This window comes from Microbispora sp. H10949 (genome assembly GCF_014161435.1).
GTDB lineage: Bacteria > Actinomycetota > Actinomycetes > Streptosporangiales > Streptosporangiaceae > Microbispora > Microbispora triticiradicis.
In genome coordinates this window covers 125159-146194 of sequence record NZ_JABBWZ010000004.1, presented here as the reverse complement: position 1 = coordinate 146194, position 21036 = coordinate 125159, and the positions used below count along the sequence as shown (strand labels likewise).

General features: G+C 73.1%; 18 protein-coding genes. 8 read left to right on the top strand and 10 right to left on the bottom strand.

The genetic code is table 11. From position 1 onward, the window contains the following. Positions 1 to 4: 4 nt before the first annotated feature. The 3 genes from HHX40_RS11105 to HHX40_RS36490 all read right to left on the bottom strand — a co-directional run bounded on the left by HHX40_RS11105 (position 5) and on the right by HHX40_RS36490 (position 4519). Complete coding sequence (locus HHX40_RS11105) at positions 5 to 1366, bottom strand: S8 family peptidase (RefSeq protein WP_182880492.1); 1362 nt, start codon at positions 1364 to 1366, stop codon at positions 5 to 7. A 100-nt stretch (positions 1367 to 1466) separates the two neighbouring features. Continuing rightward, a complete protein-coding gene (locus tag HHX40_RS37620; RefSeq protein WP_182880491.1) occupies positions 1467 to 3098 on the bottom strand; it encodes an LCP family protein in 1632 nt (543 codons plus the stop codon). A 473-nt stretch (positions 3099 to 3571) separates the two neighbouring features. Further along, a complete protein-coding gene (locus HHX40_RS36490) occupies positions 3572 to 4519 on the bottom strand; it encodes a neutral zinc metallopeptidase (RefSeq protein WP_310738032.1) in 948 nt (315 codons plus the stop codon). Between the two features lie 1276 nt (positions 4520 to 5795). Between HHX40_RS36490 and HHX40_RS11090 the strand changes: the two genes are divergently transcribed. After that, positions 5796 to 6665, top strand: coding sequence for a LysR family transcriptional regulator (locus HHX40_RS11090; protein ID WP_111697233.1), 870 nt, complete (start codon positions 5796 to 5798; stop codon positions 6663 to 6665). Between the two features lie 120 nt (positions 6666 to 6785). Next, on the top strand, positions 6786 to 7667 hold the full coding sequence (gene folP, locus HHX40_RS11085) for a dihydropteroate synthase (RefSeq protein ID WP_182880489.1): 882 nt from the start codon (positions 6786 to 6788) through the stop codon (positions 7665 to 7667). A gap of 48 nt (positions 7668 to 7715) precedes the next feature. Here the strand turns inward: folP and HHX40_RS11080 are convergent, their stop codons facing one another. The 3 genes from HHX40_RS11080 to HHX40_RS11070 form a co-directional block, all read right to left on the bottom strand. Beyond that, complete coding sequence (locus HHX40_RS11080; RefSeq protein ID WP_182880488.1) at positions 7716 to 9185, bottom strand: pyridoxal phosphate-dependent decarboxylase family protein; 1470 nt, start codon at positions 9183 to 9185, stop codon at positions 7716 to 7718. Positions 9186 to 9205: 20 nt separating this feature from the next. Continuing rightward, complete coding sequence (locus tag HHX40_RS11075; protein ID WP_182880487.1) at positions 9206 to 10570, bottom strand: ATP-binding protein; 1365 nt, start codon at positions 10568 to 10570, stop codon at positions 9206 to 9208. Positions 10571 to 10731: 161 nt separating this feature from the next. Beyond that, a complete protein-coding gene (locus tag HHX40_RS11070) occupies positions 10732 to 11406 on the bottom strand; it encodes a response regulator transcription factor (protein ID WP_111697230.1) in 675 nt (224 codons plus the stop codon). A gap of 135 nt (positions 11407 to 11541) precedes the next feature. Between HHX40_RS11070 and HHX40_RS11065 the strand changes: the two genes are divergently transcribed. The 3 genes from HHX40_RS11065 to HHX40_RS11055 are packed head-to-tail and all read left to right on the top strand — an operon-like array spanning position 11542 to position 14736. Next, positions 11542 to 12684 carry a LolA family protein gene (locus HHX40_RS11065; RefSeq protein WP_182880486.1) on the top strand — a complete coding sequence of 381 codons (1143 nt, stop codon included), beginning with the start codon at positions 11542 to 11544 and terminating at the stop codon, positions 12682 to 12684. Further along, entirely contained in the window at positions 12681 to 13685 is a 1005-nt protein-coding gene (locus HHX40_RS11060; protein WP_182880485.1) for an ABC transporter ATP-binding protein, read from the top strand. The genes HHX40_RS11065 and HHX40_RS11060 overlap by 4 nt, the downstream gene beginning before the upstream one ends. Continuing rightward, the gene (locus HHX40_RS11055; protein WP_259403478.1) at positions 13672 to 14736 is read left to right on the top strand and encodes an ABC transporter permease subunit; all 1065 of its coding nucleotides are present in this window, start codon (positions 13672 to 13674) and stop codon (positions 14734 to 14736) included. Before HHX40_RS11060 ends, HHX40_RS11055 begins: the two co-directional genes overlap by 14 nt. Here HHX40_RS11055 and HHX40_RS11050 read toward each other — a convergent pair. Then, positions 14673 to 15692 (bottom strand): helix-turn-helix domain-containing protein, encoded by a 1020-nt coding sequence (locus HHX40_RS11050; RefSeq protein ID WP_182880484.1) that lies wholly within the window; start codon positions 15690 to 15692, stop codon positions 14673 to 14675. The two genes, HHX40_RS11055 and HHX40_RS11050, sit on opposite strands and share 64 nt — an antisense overlap. 109 nt (positions 15693 to 15801) lie before the next feature. Between HHX40_RS11050 and HHX40_RS11045 the strand changes: the two genes are divergently transcribed. Then, on the top strand, positions 15802 to 16830 hold the full coding sequence (locus HHX40_RS11045) for a saccharopine dehydrogenase family protein (protein WP_182880483.1): 1029 nt from the start codon (positions 15802 to 15804) through the stop codon (positions 16828 to 16830). A gap of 103 nt (positions 16831 to 16933) precedes the next feature. After that, positions 16934 to 17404: a hypothetical protein gene (locus HHX40_RS11040; RefSeq protein ID WP_111701258.1), complete on the top strand. Its 471-nt coding sequence runs from the start codon at positions 16934 to 16936 to the stop codon at positions 17402 to 17404. On the opposite strand, the gene HHX40_RS11035 is transcribed toward HHX40_RS11040, so the two are convergent. Genes HHX40_RS11035 through HHX40_RS11025 form a run of 3 tightly spaced genes read right to left on the bottom strand, consistent with a single transcriptional unit; the run spans position 17334 to position 19745 of the window. Further along, on the bottom strand, positions 17334 to 18134 hold the full coding sequence (locus HHX40_RS11035; protein ID WP_182880482.1) for an ABC transporter ATP-binding protein: 801 nt from the start codon (positions 18132 to 18134) through the stop codon (positions 17334 to 17336). The two genes, HHX40_RS11040 and HHX40_RS11035, sit on opposite strands and share 71 nt — an antisense overlap. A 21-nt stretch (positions 18135 to 18155) precedes the next feature. Continuing rightward, positions 18156 to 18944, bottom strand: coding sequence for an ABC transporter permease (locus HHX40_RS11030; RefSeq protein WP_310738031.1), 789 nt, complete (start codon positions 18942 to 18944; stop codon positions 18156 to 18158). 6 nt (positions 18945 to 18950) lie between these two features. After that, positions 18951 to 19745, bottom strand: coding sequence for an ABC transporter permease (locus tag HHX40_RS11025; protein ID WP_182875186.1), 795 nt, complete (start codon positions 19743 to 19745; stop codon positions 18951 to 18953). Between the two features lie 235 nt (positions 19746 to 19980). On the opposite strand from HHX40_RS11025, the gene HHX40_RS11020 reads away from it, so the two are divergent. After that, positions 19981 to 20961, top strand: a complete 981-nt coding sequence (locus tag HHX40_RS11020) for an alpha/beta hydrolase (RefSeq protein ID WP_182880481.1) — start codon at positions 19981 to 19983, stop codon at positions 20959 to 20961. Positions 20962 to 21036: the final 75 nt, after the last annotated feature.

The following is a 21036-nucleotide window of genomic DNA, read 5'->3' as shown; positions in this document are numbered from 1 at the left end:
GCTCTCAGGCGGCCTTGGCCGCCCGGCGGCGCAGCGCGGCGATGACGCCGGCGGCGTCGACCACGCCGTACCCGTAGTCGTGGTCATACCCTACGGCACTGCGGTCGTCGGCCGTCCGCCGCAGCAGGGTCCTGAGCTGGGCCGGCGAGAGCGTGGACGACGGCCACCGGGTGCGGACGGCGGCGACCAGCCCCGCCGCGACAGGGCAGGCCGCCGAGGTGCCGGAGTCGGGCTCGGTGTCGCCGAGCGCGCGGGAACCGGTGAAGTGGGTGTAGGCGCACAGATCCGGCTTGCGCGCGGCCAGCCGCCCGGGGCCCTGGGAGGAGTAGCCGACGCGCGTCCCGCCCGTGTCGATCCCGCCGATGGACAGGGCACGCGGGTGGGAGTTGGCCCCGACGATGGGCCGGTCCGGGTAGGCGCACCTGCTGTCGCGGCACTGGGTGCCGCAGTTGCCCGCGGCGAACAGGATGTCCGCCCCCGCCTCGGCCAGGCTGCCCACGATCAGGTTGAACGGATGGGCGGGGTTGTCGGAGTAGTTGCCGGGATGGCCGGGCGGGAAGTCCCAGCGCGGCGAGAACGACCCCCAGCTGTTGGTCACGACGAGCGCCCGGGACTCGGCCGGCTGGGCGTCGAGGACCTCGCGCAGGTGCGCGTACGCGGCGATCGCGTCGGACAGCAGGCCGTCGAGCGTCGAACCGCCCTGCCGCCGCGACAGCAGCACGGGCACGTCGACGAGAGACGCCTTCGGCGCGGCGATGAGCGCGTCGAAGGCGCACATCGAACCGTGGTCGACCGCGAAGTCCCCCGGCGTTCCGGAGACGCTCTTGGGGTTCCAGCTGCGTTCGTGATCGACGGTGACCTCCCGGCCGCGCGCCGCGGAGACGTACGCCGCGTTGATGCCCGTGTCGATGACCGCGAGGGGGACGCCGGAGCCGTCCAGGCCCTCGGCCGCGAGATCGGGCAGGCACAGCAGCCGCTCGACGTCGTGCCAGTCGCCCACGGGAGGGTCGCCTGCGCAGGTGAGCGTGGTCTCGATGGCCGGGTCGGCGTACACCGCGACCACGTCGCGGCGGGTCGCGGGCAGCAGTGCGATCCTGCTGGTCAGCTCGTCGTCGGCGATCTCCCCGCGGACCACGACGGAGGCGTCCTGCGGCGCCATGGAGAAGATCAGGGGCTGGTTGAGCGACAGCGGGTCCCCGCCGGGGACCGCGGGCATCGGATGGGGCACGGCCACCGGGGCGTACGAGTGGTCGATGACGATCCCGGGCAGATCGTCGGCCACGTCGGAGGCCGAGGACGGGACCGACGGGTCGGCGACGGCGGCGACCACATCGGGGGACGGACGCAACTGGATGAGTACGCGCACGACGGTTCCACTTCGTGACGGGGTAGATACGTTACGTGACAACCCTGCTGCATACCGTCGGCGCCGTCCATGGCTTCGCGGGAAATCCTCAGCGGCGCGGTCAGAAGCCGCACAGCTCCGCGAGGGTCTTGGCGGCCTTGTCGTTCGGGGTGGGGGTCTTCCTGCCGCCCGCGTCGGCCACGATCGGCGTACGGGACGGCGACGGGGTGGACGAGACGGCGGACGAGGGGGACGCGCCGGGCGAACCGGAGGCGGACGCGGAGGCCGTGCCGGAGGCGCCGGCGGTGACCATGGGGGAGGCCGTCGCCGCGATGGGAACCTGGTCGGCCATGGACTCGCGGATCGCCTTCTTCGTGAGCTCCCTGATCTTGTCCCAGTCCGGGTTGCCGGTGTGAATGAGCGGCGGCACGAACTGGAGGCTGGTGATCTTGGCGCTGCGCACCTTCATGCCGAGCGGCACGAGGTGCTCCAGCAGGTCGCGGGGGATGTCGGTGCGGAACATGTGGCGGGCCGCGGCGGCGATCCTGGTGAAGTTCGCGAGGACCTTGGACGGGGTCGCCTGCTGGGCGAGCGCGCCGATGACGCACCGCTGGCGGGACATCCGGGCGAAGTCGTCGCTGTCGACCCGGGAACGGCCGTACCAGAGCACCTCCTCGCCGCTCAGCCTCCGGTAGCCGGCCCTGATGGTCCCGGCCGTGCCGAAGTGGCCGCCCCACTTGATGTCCCGCTCGACCCGGATGTCGAGGCCGCCCAGGGCGTCGATCATGGCCGCGAAGCCGAACATGTCGACCATCGCGTAGTAGTCGATGTGCAGGCCGAGCGTGTAGCCGATGGCGTCCTTCAGCGCCTGCGCGCCCCGGTTCTTGCCCCCCATGACCTGCGGGTTGTTGTCGGCGTAGTACCAGACCGAGTTGAGCAGGCCCTCTCCTTCGATGTTGAAGCCGTCGGGGAACACCTTGTGCAGGGGACTGCTCGCGGGGAAGCGGACGTACTGCAGGTTGCGCGGCAGGCTGAACAGGACGGTGTTGCCGGTCGCGACGTTCACGCTCGCCACGGTCATCGAGTCGGTGCGCACCCCGACCCGGTTGCCCGCGGCGTCCCCGCCGACCAGCAGGAAGTTGACGCGCTTGCGGCCGTCCCAGGGGTCCTCGGCCCGGATGGGGGAGGGGGTCGTGCCCTCGACCGGGGCCATCACCGCGTCGAGGGTCTGGCTCGCGGTCCTGATGTAGCCCGCGGTGACCGCGAACGGCGCCATCACCGACACGCACAGCACGCCGGCGACGATCCCCGCCACCACCTGCCCGGTCTGCGACAGCCGCTGCGGGCGGAGCGCCACGAAGGACAGGACCACCAGCGCGAACCAGGCGAGCGCGCAGACGGCCGCGCCCACCATGATGGCGGTGAGCGTGCTGGGGCGCACCACCGCGCCCGCGTTCCCCACCAGCCGCCAGGCCACGACCGCCAGGGCGGCCAGGGCGGCGCCGAACGTCACGAGCAGGGCGATCCCGGTCCGGCGCTTGCCCGCCCGCAGGTGCGCCGCGCCGGGTACGAAGGCCGAGAGTGCGGTCCAGCCGATGAGGGAGGCGGGGGTCAGCGGCGGCCCGAAGCGCGGCGCTCCGCCGCGCGGCCTCGGGGCCGGGTGGGAACCGCCCGGGGCTCCGTAGGGTCTGGGAGCTCTGGGCTCTGCCGGGGCCTGAGGGCTTCCGGAGGACTCGTCCCGGGTCCCTGGCACCGTGTCGTCCCGGGACTCCGCCCGGGCCGCCTGGGAGCCTGACGGAGGGCCCGGCGGGGAGCCTGGGAAGGCCTCGTTCCGGAGCCTTCTGGGGATGGTCGCGTCGTGAAGATCCTCGTGCGCTGCCCCGGGGGAGCCGTGAGGGGCTTCGCCGGGTGCCGGCGAGGGGCCGGGGGCGGCAGAGGAGCCGGAGGCCTCGGCACGCGCTCGCGAGGGGCCGCGGGAGTCCTCGCGCCGTCGCGACGAGCCGGTGGCCTCGTCGCGTGAAGGCGGCGGGCCGGGGGTTTTGCCGCGCTCCCCGTTCCCGCCACGCTGACCTTCGCGCCGACGCTTCCGGGAACCCCCGGCCGCGTCAGCGGGACCCCCGCCGCGCATGGCTCACCGCTCTTTCCTCCGTGGCTTGGCTAGGGATTCTAACCACCATATCCGGACAAGGTAGACGTAAACCTGGAGATAGGAGTCGGGGTCGACCGTCAGGAGACGGACGCGGAGCCGACTACCCAGGTGTTGCACTGGTAGGCCATCGGCCGGGTGTAGCCCTGGCGGAACCAGGCGGCGTTGCTGCGCGTGTTCCCGTGGTCGCGCGGCCCTCCCGGCGGGTCGCCCAGATGGCTGTAGGCCCACAGGAGCGTGTTGCGCCGGGTGCCGTCGATGGGATAGGTCGCGGCGACCGACCGCATGAACATGCCGCCGAAACAGGTCGCCTGCAGTTCGTGCCGCCGGCTGAGGGCCATCCTGCCGCTGCGGGAGCTCGAGTTGACCGTCTGCTGCCACCAGGAGTCGGAGATGCCCGACACGTTCTGGAGATGATGTCCGTACTCGTGGGCCATCATGCTGATGATGATCCCGTTCCAGGAGCCGAGCGGGCCGTACTCCCGGGCCATCGCCGAGGTGGACGCGTAGATCGTGCTGTTGCTCGGGCAGTAGTAGGGCACGTTGCTGCCCGGAGAGGGGTAGTCGCCGCAGGCGCCCCTGCCCTTCCGGGCCGCGATCATGTAATGCGGGGGAGTCCAGGGGATGCCCGCCCGGGTGAGCGCCGGCGCCCAGGCGTTGCCCATGCACCTTCCCGTCTTCAGGATCAGGGCCTTGAACTGGGCGTGGTTGTAGATGCTGGCGTTGCCGGCCGGGCAGTTCGTCCTGGCCGGCGAACCGGCGCGGTAGAGACTGTTGCTCTTGGCCGTACGGTTCAGCGTGGGCGTCGTCGGACGCCTCGTGGCCTGGGACGTCGGCTTGGCGGACGGCCTGGCCGGCGCCGCGGTGTCGTCCTCCCGGGGCTCCCGCGAAGGGAGCGGGGGAAGGCTGTAGGTGGGCAGCGCGATCGGGGAGACCGGGTCCTCGGCGCGGGAGACGCGCGCCATCGCGCTCGCGACCACGACCAGCACGAACACGAGCGCGAGCATGCCCATCAGCGCGACGATCACCGCTCCCCCGGACGACCGGCGACGGGGCGGCCGCCACGCGGGCGGCGGGTAGGGGGCGGCGGGCCCGCGCGGAGGCGGCGGAGGTTGCGGCGCCCATTGCGGTCCCGGCGGAGGCGGGGGTGCCTGCTGAGGCGGCGCCCCGTGGAAGGGTGCCCCTTGGGGTGGCGCCGCCTGGAAGGGAACCTGCTGGGGTTGTGGTGCTGCCTGGAACGGCGGGCCTTGGGGCGGTGCTGCCTGGAACGGTGCTCCTTGGGGCGGCGGCGCCCCCTGGAAGGGTGCTTGTTGCGGCGGCGCCCCGTGGAACGGTTGTCCCTGCGGCGGTGCGGCCGGGAACGCCGCTGCCTGCGGTGCTCCCTGGAACGGCGCGCCCTCAGGTGCTGGGTAGGGCGCGCCCTGAGGCGCCGGGTAGTAGGGCTGTCCCTGGGACGGCGCTCCCTGGGGCTGTGTCCCCTGGGGCAGGCCCTCTAAATGGTGGCCCGCGCTCTGTGTCGGTGACGGCGGAGGTGCTGCCGGGGATTGCGGATAGGACGGCATGGGGGGCGGGTTCCCATAGGGCTGCCGACCCTGACCGTAAGCGTGCGCGGCCGGGTCCTGCCGATCCTGACCGTAAGGGTGCGCGGCCGGGTCCTGCGGATTCCGCCCGGGGGCGTACGCGGCCGGGTTCGGCGGAGGCGCCGGGAAAGAACCGTTCGGAGGAAACCCGCCGGAGGCCGGGGGCTGCGGAACGGGTGGATAGGGGGCGCCCTGGGGCGGGCCGCCGTATGGGGCGGCCTGCGGGTGGCCGCCGTACGGGCCGGGCGGAGGATGGGCGCCCGGCGGATAGGCGACACCCTGATGCCGTCCGCCTTCCGGATAGCGAATGCCGTTGCCCTGTCCGCCTTCCGGATGCCGTCCGCTTTCCGGAAAGGGAATGCCGTAGGGCTGCGGGCCGTCCCAATCGCCCGTTCCGGTTGGCCCGGTCCAACCCCCGTTCGGGTAACCCGCGCCGATTTGTGCCCCGGATTCCGGTCCGGGGGTCCAACCGGCCGATTCCTCCGGTTGCGACCCTGATGGCGGGCCCGAAGGCGGCCCTGAATAGGGAGAAGACCCCCCGGGCGGCTGCTGGGGAGGGTACTGCTGCGCCACGACTTTGCCCCCTTCGTGGATTTGGGGCAGAAGGATACTCGTTTCTCATCCATCACGGATGTAGCAGATACCGGGCACAATCCGTAATCGGCCGACGTGATCTCTGCGATGTTCCGGAATCGCCGGGCTCGTCTGCCCTAGCGTTTTTGGCATGAATCTGCAGCAGCTCCGTTACGTGGTCGCCACTGCGGAGCACCGCACCATGACCGATGCCGCCCGATCGCTCTATATCGCGCAGCCCGCTCTGTCGCGCGCGATTCGCGACCTGGAACGTGAACTCGGAATGACGCTTTTCGCGCGTTCCGGCCGTGGGGTCGTCGTGACGGCCCAGGGCCGCCGGGTCGTGAAGCTGGCTCGCGAGGCCCTCGACGCGGTGGCCGAGATCGAGGCGTTCGCGACCCAGGGCCACTCCTCCGGGGCCGAGTTACGGATCGCGTCCACTCCGAGCCTGGAGCCCGGCCTCGCCGGGCGCCTGTTGCCCGCGTACGCCGCCGAGCACCCCGGGATACGAGTGCAGATCGTGCGGTGCGAGGGCCGGGAGGCGGTGGTCAGCGCGGTCCGCGAACAGCGTGCCGACCTCGGCCTGACCGACCTTCCGGTGCCCACCGACCTGGTGAGCCATCCCCTGGAACGCCAGGAGATCGTGCTGATCTCCCCGCCCGGCCTCGACCTGCCCGATCCCCTCCCCGTGACGCGGCTGAACGGCATGCGGCTGGTGCTGCCCGCTCCCGGCAGCCCGCGCCGCAGGGAGTTCGACCAGATCTTCGCCACACACGGGGTGCGCCCGATCCCGGCCGTCGAGTCCGACGAACGCCGCGGCTGGCTCCGCGCCGTACGGGAGGGCCGGGCCTCGCTGCTGTGGTACCGGGGCATGGCCGAGCAGGCGGTCAGGGCCGGACTGGTGGTCCGCTCACTCGACCCGTCGCTGCGTAAGATCATCGCCGTGGTGCACGCGCGGCGGCGGCTGCCCGCGATGGCGCAGGACTTCCTCGCCCTGGCCGAGGGCGGCTCGGCGGCGTGACCGCGCCTCTTCCTTTGTTTGGATCGTTCCACTCTTTCCGAACAGAGGGCGCGTGGACCGTGCCTCCGCCGCCCGGCGCCGGAGCGGAACCCGGGGCGCCGGTTTAGTAGGGTGACGGCGATGCCGAACTCGCCGAAACCCGCCGCGGTGCCCGGCCCGCCATCCGTACTGCGCCTGCGCGGCCGTGCCTTCGGTCCCGGCGACTTCGCGGTGATGGCCGTGGTCAACAGGACTCCCGACTCGTTCTACGACAGGGGGTCGACCTATGCCTTCTCCGCCGCCGTGGACGCCGCCTCCCGCCTCATCGCGGACGGGGCGGACATCGTGGACATCGGCGGCGTCAAGGCGGGTCCCGGCACGGACGTCGACCCGGCCGAGGAGATCCGCCGGGTGGCCGACGTCGTCGCGGCGGTACGCGAGCGGCACCCCGAAGTGATCATCAGCGTCGACACCTGGCGGTCGGAGGTCGCCAAGGTCGTCGCGGAGGCGGGGGCCGACCTGCTCAACGACACCTGGGGCGGCGTGGACCCCGGCCTCGCGGAGGTCGCGGCGGCGTACGGCGTCGGCCTGGTGTGCGCGCACGCCGGGCGGGTGGAGCCGCGCACCCGGCCGCACCGCATCGCGTACGGCGACGTGGTGGCCGACGTGATCGCATACACGACGGCTCTCGCGGAGCGGGCGGTCGCGGCGGGGGTCCGCCGCGACGCGATCCTCATCGACCCCGCCCACGACTTCGGCAAGAACACCTGGCACTCGCTGGAGGTCAGCAGGAGGCTCGGCGAGATGACCGCCACGGGCTGGCCGGTGCTCGTCGCCGTCTCCAACAAGGACTTCGTGGGCGAGGCGCTGGGCGGGCTCCCGGTCGAAGAACGGCACGCCGGCACCCTGGCCACGCTCGCGGTCTCCGCGCTGCAGGGCGCGCGGGTCTTCCGGGTCCACGACGCGGCGAGCGCGCGTACGGCTCTCGCCGTGGTCCGCCGCCTCGCCGCCGCCCACTCCTGAGCCGCCTGCTCCGCGTCGCTCAGCCCTGAAGGGGCCCGGCGACTCCGATCACGCGGGCGGGGAGTAGGTCACGGACAGGAAGCGGAGAAGGATCGCCTCACGGGTCGCCGCAGGCAAGGCGTCGAGAATCGCGTTCACCACCGCCATTTCGGGCGCCATCTCGGGCGCCGTCCCGGGCTGCGCCGCCGGGCCGTCCCCGGCCGGCAGGCCGAGGGCGATCCCCGCCGACGCGGCCAGCTCGGCGAACGTGGCGTCGTCCAGCGCGTCGAGATCGAGGGACGCGATGAGCTCGGGCAGACCCTCGGGCACCTCGGCGGGCCCGCGCCGCCGGGCCGCCTCGGCCGCCTCCTCGATCACTTCCAGCATCGCGTCCACCCCCGCCAGCGTCACGCCGGTGACCGTGATGTGGATGTTGGCCGGGATCCCGGCGTACGACAGCTGCGGCTGGAGGAACCAGCCCCGCCTGCGCGCCTCGTCGGCGAGCACGAACACGTCCACCTCCGGCGACCCGGCGATCGCGACCAGCGCGGCCTCCGGCTCGCCCAGCACCCGCAGGCCGGGGATCTTCCGCACGCCCTCGGCCAGCCGCCTCGTCGCCTCCAGCGTCCGGCGGCCCAGCTCCCGGTAGCCCTCCCGGCCGAGGGCCTCCAGGGTGGCCCAGGCCCCGCCGAGCGGCCCGGCGGAGCGCGAGCTCTGCACGGTCGCGTTGACGATCGTGTATCCGGGCCAGGCCGCCGAGGCGAAGTAGGCCCGGCGGCGTAGCTCCGCGTCGCGGAAGAGGAGCACCGACGCCCCCTTCGGCGCGTACCCGAACTTGTGCAGGTCGCAGGAGATCGAGGTGACGCCGGGCACGGCCAGGTCGAACGGCGGGATCGCGGCCCCCGCCTCGCGCAGCCACGGCAGCAGCCACCCGCCCACGCAGGCGTCCACGTGGCACAGCACGCCGCGCGAGGCGGCCAGCGCGGCGATCTCGCCGACGGGATCGACCACGCCCTGGGGGTAGGACGGCGCCGAGACCACGGCCAGCGCCGTGCGCTCGTCCAGCGCGTCCCCGAACGCCGGGACGGAGGCGCGGTAGGTGACCGGATCCACCGGCACCGGCACGATCTCCATGCCAAGGTAGTGCGCGGCCTTGTGGAACGCGGGGTGGGCGGTCACGGGCAGCACGACCCGGGTGGCGCCGGGGCGGGCGTCCCGGGCCGCCTTCACCGCCAGCATGATCGACTCGGTGCCGCCGCTGGTGAAGATCCCGGGCGCGCCGGGCCGTCCGAGCGTCTCGGCGACCGCCCCGACCACCTGCCGCTCCAGTGCGACCATGCTGGGGAAGGCCGTCGGGTCGAGCATGTTGACCTCGAGCATCTCCGCGTACGCCCGGTGCGCCGCCTCGTGCACCTCCGGCAGGCCGGTGTCGTAGACGTAGGCCGTCACCTTGCCGCCGCGGACCGGCAGGTCGGCGGCCCTGAGCGAGCTGAGTTCGGCGAGCAGTTCGGCGGCGGGCCTGCCGTGGTCGGGAAGCATCGGTCTCCTATCGGGCGGTCTCAACGTGCCAGGGGGAGCCGCACGACGGCACGCAGTCCGGGGGAGGCGTCCTCCAGGTGGACCGTACCGCCGTGGGCCTCGACCGTGGTGCGCACGATCGCGAGACCGAGCCCCGCGCCGCCGTCGTCGCGGCTGCGCGCGTCGTCGAGCCGGGTGAACCGGTCGAACACCCGCTCCCGGTCCTCGGGCGGGATGCCCGGCCCGTCGTCGGTGACGGTCAGTTCGGCGACGCCGGCTCCCGCGGCTCCTCCGGTTCGCACGCCGAGCCGGACCGCCGAGGCCGCGTGGCGCAGCGCGTTGTCGACCAGGTTGGTGAGCACCCGCCGCAGGTCCAGCTCGTCGCCGAGCACCACGGGCGCCGGGCCGGGCGCGGCGTCGGAGCCGAGGTCGAGATCGAGGCCGAGGTCGTACCGCTCGGCGGTGCGGCGGGCCAGGACGCCGAGGTCGACCGGCTCCCGCCGGCTCAGCCGGCCCTCGTCGAGCCGCGCCAGGGCGAGCAGGTCCTCGGCGAGACGGGACAGCCGGAGGGTGTCCTCCAGCACGCCCTCCGCCGTCTCGGTCCAGTCCTGCCCCTCCGGATGGCTGAGCGCCACCTCCAGCTGGAGCCGGATGCTCGCGAGCGGGCTGCGCAGCTCGTGCGCGGCGTCGGAGACCAGCGCCCGCTGGCGGGCCTCGGCCTCCTCCAGCCTTCCGAGCATGTCGTTGAGGGTCGTGGCGAGCGCGTGCACCTCGTCACGCGCCTCGGGCACCGGCAGCCGCCGCGATCGCGCCGTGCCGCCCACCGCGGCGGCGCCCCGCCGCAGCAGCGTGATCGGCCGCAGCGTGCGCCCGATGACCAGCCACGAGGCCGCCGCGAGCAGCGCGAGCAGGAGCGGCATCCCGACCAGCAGCACGTGCCCGGTGGTCACCAGGCTGCTCTCCACCTCGGTGAACGACCGCGCCACGATCACCGTGACGCCGTGGTCCGCGCTGAGCACCCGCACCCGCAGCGGCCCCGGCAGCGCGTACGGCCGGCCGTTCACGAACTGGGGGGCGCCGGTGCGCGCGGCCGACTCCCGCGCCCGCGCCGGCAGCAGCGGGACCAGGCGGTCGGTGTCGGACGTCGCGTCGACGATCCGCCCGTCCGGGCCGAGCACCTGGACGATCGTGTTGTTCACCGAGGTCACCGGGTCGGGCAGCCGGCCGGCGTCGGACAACGCGACGATCTCGCGGCCACGCTGGTAGACCTGGTCGTCGATGTTCCGGATCAGGGACTCGCCGAGCACCACGACGAACACGTACGCCGACACGGCGAGGGCGAGCGCCAGCACGGCGGTCGCGGTGGCGGTGAGCCGGAACCGCAGGCTCCGCCGCCGCCACCACACGAACGGGCCGCCCGTCCGCCCCGGTTCCCCGGGCCGAGCGGGCTCCGATGCCCCGGGCCGAGCGGGCCCTGATTCCCGGCGCCGCGCGGGCCTGGTGGCGGCCGGCGTCGCCGTGGCGGACGGGCCGGGTGCGAGCGGGTGTGCGGATGGATCGGGCACGGTCAGCCTCCGTCGCCGGAGAGCCGGTATCCGGCCCCCCGCACCGTCCGCAGGGCGGCGCGGCCGAAGGGCGCGTCGATCTTCCGGCGGAGATAGCCGACGTACACCTCGACCACGTTCGGATCGGTGTCGTAGGTGTCCCACACGTGCTCCAGGATCTCCGGCTTCGACACCACCTCGCCCGGCCGCCGCATCAGGTACTCCAGCAGGGCGAACTCCCGGGGCGTCAGCTCGATCGGGGTGTCGCCCCGGGTGACCAGCCGGACCGCGGGGTCGAGCGACAGGTCGCCCGCGCGCAGCACCGCGGGCCTGCGTCCGCCGCCGCGGCGCAGCAGCGCCCGGATGCGGGCGACCAGCACCACGTAGGAGAACGGCTTGGTGAGGTAGTCGTCGGCGCCGAGGTCGAGCCCGTCGGCCATGTCGTACTCGCCGTCCTTGGCCGACAGCATGAGGATCGGCACCCAGTTCTCCTCCGCGCGCAGCTGCTTGCACACGTTGTAGCCGGACAGACCGGGCAGCATGATGTCGAGCACGACCGCGTCGTAGTCGCCGGCGCGGGCGAGGTGCAGGCCCTCGTTCCCGTCGTGCGCCAGGTCGACGGCGAACCCCTCCGCCTGCAGCCCGCGGCGCAGCGCCTCCGCCATCCGCCGCTCGTCCTCCACCACCAGAACCCGCATTGCCCCATAGTGGACCATTTCGCCGATGGCGCGGGGCGGCGCCTGAGAGGGCTCTCAGCCGGTCTCAGCGTCGGCTCAGGAGTGGTCCGGCAGTCTCGGGCTGTCAGGTTTTCCGCGCATAGTTGGAGATGTGAGATGGCGAAGAAAGCTCGTGTCGTGAGGTGGGGGATTCCGGTGGCGGCGGCGGCCGTGGTGGCCGCGGCCGTGGGGGCCGGTCCGGTGATCGCGTCGGTGGGCGGCGAGCCGTCCCTGCCGGACAGGACGGCGGAGCAGTTGCTGGCCGATGTGGCGCGCACCTGGCAGCACGGCCCGATGCCGCAGATGTCCGGCACGATCGTCGAGACCGCGTCGCTCGGCCTGCCCTCGCTGCCCGGCCTGTCCGGGCCGGGGCCGTCCGGGGCCTCGCCGGTGTCCCTGCTGTCCGGGTCGCACCAGCTCAAGATCTGGTACGCGGGGGAGAATCGGTTCCGCATCATGCTGCCGGGGGAGATGAGCGAGACCGACCTCATCGCCGACGGCGACAAGGTGTGGCTGTGGGACAGCGCGGCGAACAAGGCGACCCGCCTGACCGCCCCGGCCGCCCCCGGCGGGACGGCCACCCCCTTCCCGCTGCCGTCCCGCCCCGCGTCGCTGCCGACGACGCCGGAGCAGGCCGCGCGGGAGGTGCTGAAGGCGGCCGGGACCGACACCGCGATCAGCGTCGGCGACGACGTCACGGTCGCCGGGCGGGGGGCCTACCAGCTCGTGCTGACCCCGAAGTCGTCCGACTCGCTGGTCAGGGACGTCCGGGTGGCCCTCGACGGTGAGACGATGATGCCGCTGCGCGTCCAGCTGTACGCCAAGGGGGCCGCCGAGCCGGCGTTCGAGGTCGGTTTCGAGACGCTGTCCTTCACCAGCCCCGCCCCGGAGAACTTCGCCTTCACGCCCCCGCCGGGGGCGAAGGTCGAGCAGGGGGTGGACGTCCCCGCGGCGGGCCACCGCCCCGAGACGCTCCCCGGCGCACACGACGGGACCCGCGTCGTCGGCTCGGGCTGGGACGCGGTGCTCGTCGCGCCGCTGCCCGCCGCCACCGACGAGAAGCGGAACGAGCGGAAGGGCGGCGGACCCGACGTGGCGGCGCTGCTCGGCGGCGTCCGCTCCGTGGCCACGCCGGTGAGCGGAGAGTGGGGCAGCGGCCGGCTGCTGCGCACCAAGGTCGTGTCGATCCTGCTCACCGACGACGGCCGGCTGCTGGCCGGCGCCGTGACGCCGGACGCCCTCTACCGGGCCGCCCGGTGACGGTGGGCACGCGCGCGGGGGCGCCGCGGAAGGACGCGGCGGCGCCCCCGCCCTCTCCGGAGGGCGGCGCGCACGCCGTCGTCACCACCGGTCTCACCAAACGCTTCCGGGGTGGTCAGCTCGCCGTCGACGGCGTCGGCCTGGCCGTGCCGCGGGGATCGGTCTACGGTTTCCTCGGCCCCAACGGCTCGGGCAAGACGACGACGATCCGCATGCTGCTCGGCCTGGTGACCCCGACGTCCGGCGCCTGGTCGTTGCTCGGGGCGCCCATGCCCGGCGGGCTGGCCCGCGCGCTGCCGAGGGTCGGCGCGCTGGTCGAGGGACCGGCCTTCTATCCGTACCTGTCCGGTGAGGCGAACCTGCGCCGCTTCGACGCGGCCGACCCCGGCGCTGACCCCCGTACGGCGCGGGCCAGGATCGGCGCCGCGCTGGAGCGGGTCGGGCTGACCGCGGCGGCCGGCAAGCGCTACCGCGCCTACTCCCTCGGGATGCGCCAGCGCCTGGCCATCGCGGCGGCGTTGCTGGGGCCGCGCGAGCTGCTGATGCTCGACGAGCCGACCAACGGCCTCGACCCGCAGGGCACCCGCGAGGTCCGCACGCTGATCAGGGAGATCGCGGAGGACGGCACGACGGTCTTCCTCTCCTCCCACCTGCTGGGGGAGGTCGAGCAGATGTGCGGCCACGTGGGCGTCATGCGGGCCGGCCGGCTCGTCGCGCAGGGCCCGGTCGCCGCCCTGCGTGAGGCGGGCGCGGCCCCGCGCCTGCGCGTGGAGACCCCGGACGTCGCCGTGGCGGCGGCCGCGCTGTCCCGGGCCGGGCTGGACGGTGTGCGCGCCGGGGACGGCGAGGTCACGGCGCACGCCGGGGAGGAGCCGCCCGAGCGGATCTGCGCGCTGCTCGTCGGCGAGGGCGTGGCGGTGCGGGGGTTCGGGGTGGTCCGTCCCACGCTGGAGGAGGTCTTCGTCGGGCTGACGGGGGAGGGGTTCGATGTCGAGGCATGAGACCGGGACAGCCGCGCCGGAGGCACGGCCGGTGGCGCGGCCGGTGGTGGAGGAGCGGGCGCCGCTCGACGAGGCCGCGCCCGGCACCCCGGCCGGCGCGTCGGCCGGCGCGTCGGACGGCGGGCCGGGCATGGCGTTGGACGACGGGCTGGGCACGGCGTTGGACGGCGGGCCAGGCGATGGGTTGGGCGGTGGGTTGGGCGGCGCGTCCGAAACGGGGGCCGCGCCGCGCCCGTCGTCCGTGCGGCACATGGCGCGGCTGCTCGCCTCTGAGGCCGGGCTGACGTTCCGCCGGCCGCGCAACCTCGCGATGCTCGGGGTGCTCGCGGTCGTGCCGGTGCTGATCGGCGTGGCGGTGCGCCTCGCGTCGGACGACGCGGGCGGCTCGATCGTCGGCCAGATCGCGGGCAACGGGCTGATGCTGACGTTCGCCGCCTTCGCGATCATGCTGCCGATCGTGCTGCCGCTCACGGTGGCGGTCGTGGCGGGCGACGCCGTGGCGGGCGAGGCCGCCCAGGGCACGCTGCGTTACCTGCTCGTCGCCCCCGTGGGACGGGCCAGGCTGCTCGCGCTCAAGTACGCCAACGTGGTGGTCTTCTGTCTCGCCGCGTGCGCGCTGGTGGCGCTGTCGGCGCTGGCGGCGGGGCTGGTGCTGTTCCCGGCGGGGCCGGTGACGCTGCTGTCGGGCACGACGGTTTCGGCGTCCGCCGCCCTGCTGCGCATCGGGGTGGTCGTGCTGTACGCCGCCGCCGGGATGGCGGCCCTCGGCGCCGTCGCGCTCGCGGTCTCCACGCTGACCGAGGCGCCGATCGGGGCGGTGGCGGCGAGCGTCGTGACGGTGGTGGTCAGCCAGGTCCTGAGCGCGGTCCCGCAGCTCGCCGCCGTACGGCCGTTCCTGCTCACGACCTGGTGGGGCGCGTTCGACGGCGCCCTGCGGGCGCCGATGGACGTCGACCGGATGGGGCAGGGGCTGCTGGCGTTCGCCGCCTACGTCCTGGTGTTCGGCTCGGTCGCCTGGGCGCGCTTCACGAGCAAGGACGTCACCGCCTGACCGGTGCCCCCGCGAGCGGTCGTAGGTGATCGGAAGGTACGGCGGTAGGCGTCCGGAGGCACGCCCACCGTGCGGTTGAAGTGCCGGCGCAGGGTCGTCGCGGTGCCCATGCCGGTGGCCGCCGCGATGGCGTCGATGGTCTCGTCCGTGGTCTCGAGCAACTCCTGGGCGTGGCGGATCCGCTGGGTCAGCAGCCAGCGCAGCGGGCTGGTGCCGGTCACCGACCTGAAGTGGCGGGCCAGATTGCGCGAGCTCATCCGCGCCTGGCGGGCCAGGTCCTCCACAGTGAGCGGCTGGTCCAGCCGTTCGATCACCCAGGGGAACAGTGCGGCGAGCGGGTGGTTGCCCGGGGCGGGCACCGGGGTGGTGACGAACTGGGCCTGGCCGCCGTCCCGGTGCGGGGGCACGACCAGGCGGCGGGCGACCGCGTTGGCGATCGACGAGCCGTGGTCGAGGCGGACGATGTGCAGGCACAGGTCCATGGCCGCGGCCTTGCCGGCGGAGGTGAGCACGCTGCCGTCGTCCACGTACAGGACGTCCGGGTCCACCCGCACCTTCGGGTAGCGGGCGGCCAGGTCGCCGGTGTGCGCCCAGTGCGTGGTCGCGCGCTTCCCGTCCAGCAGGCCGGCGGCGGCCAGCACGAACGCGCCCGTGCACAGGGAGGCCACGCGCGCGCCCGCCTCGTGGGCCGCGCGCACCGCGTCGACCAGAACGGCGGGCGGCTCGACGTCGACGTCCGCCCACCCCGGGACGATCACGATGCCGGCGTGCCGGAGCCGATCGAGCCCGTGGTCGGGTTCCAGCAGGAACCGCCCGGCCCGCACGGCGCCGGGCCCGCAGACGACGAGGCCGTACCAGGGATCGGCCAGGCCGGGGTCTGTTCCGAAGACCTCGTACGCCAGGGACAGCTCGAAGTGCAGCATTCCGTCGGTGACGGCCAGCGCGACAGTGATCACGTCCGAAATTGTACGGATGACGGCGTTCCGGACACTCACGGTGGCATGCCCGCCATCGTCAGGATGTTCCCGACGGATCGCAGCGGATCATGAAATAGAGGGAGAAGCCGTGGAGTCGGGACTCAGGGTGGCGGTGTTCGGCGCGTACGGGCACACCGGACGGTTCGTGGTGGCACACCTGCTCGAGCGCGGGTTCGTGCCGGTTCCGTCCGGGCGCGACGCCGGCAAGCTGACGAAGCTGGCCTCCGAGTCCGGGCTGGAGACCCGTCAGGCGTCCGTCGACGACCCCGCCTCGCTCGACCGCGCGCTGGCCGGCGTGGCGGCGGTGATCAACTGTGCCGGTCCCTTCGCCACGACGGCCGCCCCCGTGATCGAGGCCGCGCTGCGCGCGGGGATCCCGTACGTGGACGTGGCCGCCGAGATCGAGGCCAACGCCGACACCTTCCGGAACTTCACAGACCGCGCCCGCGCCGCGGGAGCGTTGATCGTCCCCGCGATGGCCTTCTACGGCGGCCTCGGCGACCTGCTGGCGACGGCCGCGATGGGCGACTGGAGCGCGGCCGACGAGGCGCACGTCGCGTACGGGCTGAGCGGCTGGCACCCGACCGCCGGGACACGTGCCGCGGGTGCGGTCTCCGGGCAGCGGCGGGCCGGCCGGCGCGTCCGTTACCGGAACGGCCGGCTGGAGTACCACGACGACGACCTGCCGACCCTGGAGTGGCCCTTCCCCGGCCCGATGGGACCTCGAGCCGTCATCGGGGAGTTCACGATGGCCGACGTCGTCACCATCCCCAGCCACCTGTCCATCCCCGATGTGCGCACCTACATGACGGTGGAGGCGGCCAGGGACCTGTCGGCCCCGGAGACACCGGCGCCGGTTCCGGTGGACGAGCGCGGGCGGTCCGCGCAGACCTTCCTCGTCGACGTCGTCGTACGCTCCGGCGGGACCGAACGGCGTGCCGTGGCGAGCGGCCGGGACACCTACGCCGTCACCGCGCCGCTCGCGGTCGAGGCGGTCAGCCGCGTACTCGCCGGACAGACCCGGGCCGTCGGCGTCGCCTCCGCCGGCGAGGTCTTCGACGCCCCCGGTTTCCTGCGCGCGCTGTCCCCGCACATATCCCTGGAACCGCGTCCGTAGCGAGCAAATCGTCCATGTCGGCGTCATCGCCGCTCACAAGTGATGACCTTGACCGCTCTTTGTCGCTAGTGTTGCCGCGGACCTCTCACCCAAGGTGGTGTTCATGCGGCACTTCTTCGGGCTGCTCCTGGGCGTTGTCGTCGCGGCGGCTCTTCTCGTCGGTGGTGGATGGGCGTCTCAGGAGGCGGTGCGAGGGGCCGTGCAGAACGTGGACCCCGTCAGGGACACGCGGATGCTGATCGCCCTGGGTGTCATGGTCGTCGTCGGCCTGCTGCTCGGGCTGGTGCTGGTCACCCGCGTGTCGCCGCTGTCGACGTTCGTCCCGTCGATGGCGCTGCTGGCGTGGACCGTGGTCTACCTCCTCGACGTGTCGCGCGCCGCGAGCCTGGTGCCCACCGGGCCCTCGGTGCACGCGGAGCTGCTGCAGGCCGGCCGGGGCGCGCTCACGCTGCTGTCGACCGGCGTGTACGCCCTGCTCGGCATCGCGTTGTTCCTCCCGGTCCTCATGCCGTCCCGCTGGTCCCGCCCGGAACGGGAGGAAGAGGAGGAGTACGAGGAGACCCTCGGCTACTGAGGTAGAGGTCGGTCACCACTTCCTCGATGGACGTCCGGCCGGGGACCAGCGCCCGCAGGTCGTCGAGTGTGCCGTCGAAGGCCAGGCTGCCGTGGTCGATCAGCAGCACCCGCCGGCACAGCCGCTCCACGTCGCCGAGGTCGTGCGTGGTCAGCAGCACCGTCGTCCCGTGCTCCGCGTTGCGGCGCCGCAGGAAGTCGCGCACCTCCGCCTTGCTGACGACGTCGAGCCCGATCGTCGGCTCGTCGAGCACCAGCACGGCGGGGTCGTGCAGCAGGGCGGCGGCGATGTCGCCGCGCATCCGCTGCCCGAGGCTCAGCTGACGCACCGGCGTCGTGAGGAAGCCGCCGAGATCCAGCAGGACGCAGAGCTCGTCCAGCCGGTCGCGGAACACCTTGCGATCTACTTTGTAAAGGAGCCGGTTCAGCTCCAGGCTGTCTCTCAGCGGCAGATCCCACCACAGCGTGGTCCGCTGGCCGAAGACGACTCCGATCCGGCGGGCGAGGGCCGTACGGCGCCGGGCCGGGTCGAGGCCGTCCACCCTGATCCGGCCCGAGGTGGGGGCGAGGATCCCGGTCAGCATCTTGATCGTGGTGGACTTTCCCGCGCCGTTCGGGCCGAGGCAGGCGACGAACTCCCCGGGCGCGACGTGGAAGGACAGGTCCCGTACGGCGTGCACGACCTGGCGGCGCACCCGGAAGACCCGGCCGAGCTCCGCCGCGTCGATCACTGGTCCACCTCGGTCATCTGGTCAGCTCCCCGTTGATCGGTATCGGCGGATTCCCGCCCGCCAGGCGAGCGCGGCCACGGCGGCCAGCGCGAGCGCGGCGGCGGGGGACAGCAGGCCCGTCCAGGACGGCAGGCCGAGGGGGTCGGGCCGGTCGAGCACGTAGAGCCCCGGCCGCCAGTTGACGAACGCCAGCGGCAGCACGTACGTGAGGCCCTGCACGATGCGCGGGTCGTAGACGCTCAGCGGATACTGGTTGAGCATCGCCCCGCCGTAGGTGAACGCGTTGGCCACCTCGGGCGCGTCGGTGAGCAGGAACTGCAGCGCGCCGCCGAGGGTGAACATCGACGTGAAGATCACGATGCCTGAGACGACCATGACGGGCACCATCCAGGCCCTGCCGAGCGGTATGTCCAGCCGGGCCAGGGCGACGCCGAGCACCGCCGCCGCCATGACGATCCGGCCGATGCGGTGCGGCCCGAAACGGTCGGCGGCCACCTGCGCCCAGGTGGCGACCGGCCTGACCAGCATCACGTCGAGCGTCCCGGCCTTGATGTGCTGACTGATCCGGTCGACGTTGCCGAAGAGCATGTCGGAGGTCGCAAAGGCCAGTTCCGACGTGCCGTACAGGAACATGACCTCGGCCGGTCCGAACCCGGCCAGGGAGTCGGTGTTCGCGAAGATCACCCAGATCACGGCGATGTCGAGGCCGCCGATCACGAAGGCGCCCGCGGCCATGAGCGCGAACGAGACGCGGTACTGCGCGGCGGCGCGCGTCCAGGCCCAGACGAGCAGCGCGTACGTCCTGATCACCGGCGCTCACCCACCCTGGATCACGACCTTCCTGCGGGCGGCCCGCGTCAGCAGCGCCCCCAGTGCCAGCAGGACCGTCGCCCACAGCGCCTGGAAGGCCAGGGCGTGCACCGGCTCGGCCGTACCGAGGTAGACGTCGGAGGGCGCCTGCGCCATCGCCGCCCACGGCAGGGCGCGGGTGAGCGAGCCGAACCATCCGGGAAAGATCGTCAGGGGCAGCATGAGCCCGCTGAAGAACGTCGTGAGCACCAGCGAGAGCGTGGCGAGACCACGGTCGTCCATGACCCAGCAGGACGCCAGCGCGACCAGGTAGCGCCACCCGAAGCTCACCACCACCCCGAGCGTCACGCTCGCCAGGAACGCGGCCGGGGCGCGCGGGGCGACGATGCCGAACAGCGCCGCGCCCGCGAGGGCGGGCGGGACGCTCCGGGCGAGGAAGAGGAACGCCGCCCGGCCCAGGTCCTCCGACAGGCACCACAGTTGCAGGGGCGCCGGCCGGACCAGGTCGAGCGCGACGTCGCCGCTGCGGATCCGCTGCGGCAGGTCGAGCCCGACGCCGAACAGCTGCATCGGGCCGATGCACGCCTGGGTGAGGAAGCAGAAGGTCACGGCGTCCGCGACGGAGTACCCCCCGAGGCCCGGCCGGGCCTGCCACAGCGCGATCAGCACGTACGCGCGCAGCACCCCGAAGACGGTGTTGGTGAACGCCCCGGCCAGGGCCGCCGGCCAGTAGGCGGCATGCCTGCGGAAGCCGTACCAGGCCAGCCGGGGATAGAGGGGAAGCGCCGCGCCGCTCGTCAAACTCGCCTCCACGCCGCGCGTTTTGCGAAAACTTTACCGGGAGTCCGCGATTCCCGTGGACTGAGGGCGTGAGCGTGGGGCAGCGGACCGTTTTCGAGCCGTTTTCGGGATCTCCGCATGGGGAACCCATGACCTGCTGATGTTACCTTGTCGTAACATTGTCGCAATGGGGATGAAACCTACCTAGCGGTAGAACAGATTGCCTAACTGGGAATATCCCTTTTAGGAGGCTTGCATGGTAGATGAGCTTAATGTTGATATTCATCCGGAATATCCGGTCAGCTGGCAGGCGGCCGCGATCAACGGCGTGCTCCGCGGCACCATGAAGCCGATCTCGACCCTACTCGTCCGCAACACCACGGGGATGGCGGTGGCCAGCCGGCTGATGTGCCTCGGCGAGCGCGTTCCCGGCATCCTGCCCGGCCACGTGTCCGTCGTCCCCGACGGCTTCGGCTCGTGCACGGGCGAGTGGGTGCACGGCGGGCCGTACCTGGACGAGCGGAAGGTGGTGCTCTACTTCCACGGCGGGGCCTACTTCGTCTGCTCCCCGGCCACCCACCGGCCGATCACCTGGCGGCTGTCGGCCGCCGCGGGCAGCCCGGTCTTCTCCCTCGACTACCGCCAGGGGCCCGTCCACACCCTCGCCGAGTCACTGGCCGACGCGCTCCAGGCGTACGAGTGCCTGCTGGACCTCGGGTACGCCGCCAAGGACATCCTGCTGGCCGGGGACTCCGCCGGGGGCCACCTCACCCTGGCCACCCTGCTGGCCCTCCGCGACCGGGGCATGCCCCTGCCCGCCGCCGGCGTCTGCCTCTCCCCCTGGACCGACCTCAGCGAGAGCCGCCGCCGCGTCAACGTCTGGTCCGACCCCATGCTCCCCGCGGGCCGCGTCGACTGGCTGGCCCGCCGCTGGACCGACGGCCTCGACTGCCGCGACCCCCTCGTGTCCCCCGTGTACGGCGACTACACCGGGATTCCCCCGCTGATGATCGTCACGGGCTCCACCGAGGTCCTGCGCGACGAGGCCCGCCGCGTCGCCCTCAGCGCCCGGGAGAACGGCGTGCAGGTCACCTACGAGGAGTGGACCCGCATGCCGCACATCTTCCCCCTCCTCGCCGACGTCCTCCCCGAGGGCCGCCTGTTCTTCGAGCACGTCTCCCGCTTCCTCGACGCCGTCCGCGACCACCACGCCACCGCCGCCCCCGAGGCCGCCTGACCAGGGGCCAGGGACTCCAGCGATTGGCGGCCTGACGTCCGGAAGGCCGCCGTGGTCATTCCCGGTTGTCCGAGC

Excerpts from the sequence above, each read along its gene's own strand:
- HHX40_RS11090 (WP_111697233.1), top strand. The coding sequence starts at position 5,796 with ATGAATCTGCAGCAGCTCCGTTACGTGGTCGCCACTGCGGAGCACCGC.
- folP (WP_182880489.1), top strand. The coding sequence starts at position 6,786 with ATGCCGAACTCGCCGAAACCCGCCGCGGTGCCCGGCCCGCCATCCGTA.
- HHX40_RS11080 (WP_182880488.1), bottom strand. The coding sequence starts at position 9,185 with ATGCTTCCCGACCACGGCAGGCCCGCCGCCGAACTGCTCGCCGAACTC.
- HHX40_RS11070 (WP_111697230.1), bottom strand. The coding sequence starts at position 11,406 with ATGCGGGTTCTGGTGGTGGAGGACGAGCGGCGGATGGCGGAGGCGCTG.
- HHX40_RS11065 (WP_182880486.1), top strand. The coding sequence starts at position 11,542 with ATGGCGAAGAAAGCTCGTGTCGTGAGGTGGGGGATTCCGGTGGCGGCG.
- HHX40_RS11055 (WP_259403478.1), top strand. The coding sequence starts at position 13,672 with ATGTCGAGGCATGAGACCGGGACAGCCGCGCCGGAGGCACGGCCGGTG.
- HHX40_RS11040 (WP_111701258.1), top strand. The coding sequence starts at position 16,934 with ATGCGGCACTTCTTCGGGCTGCTCCTGGGCGTTGTCGTCGCGGCGGCT.
- HHX40_RS11020 (WP_182880481.1), top strand. The coding sequence starts at position 19,981 with ATGGTAGATGAGCTTAATGTTGATATTCATCCGGAATATCCGGTCAGC.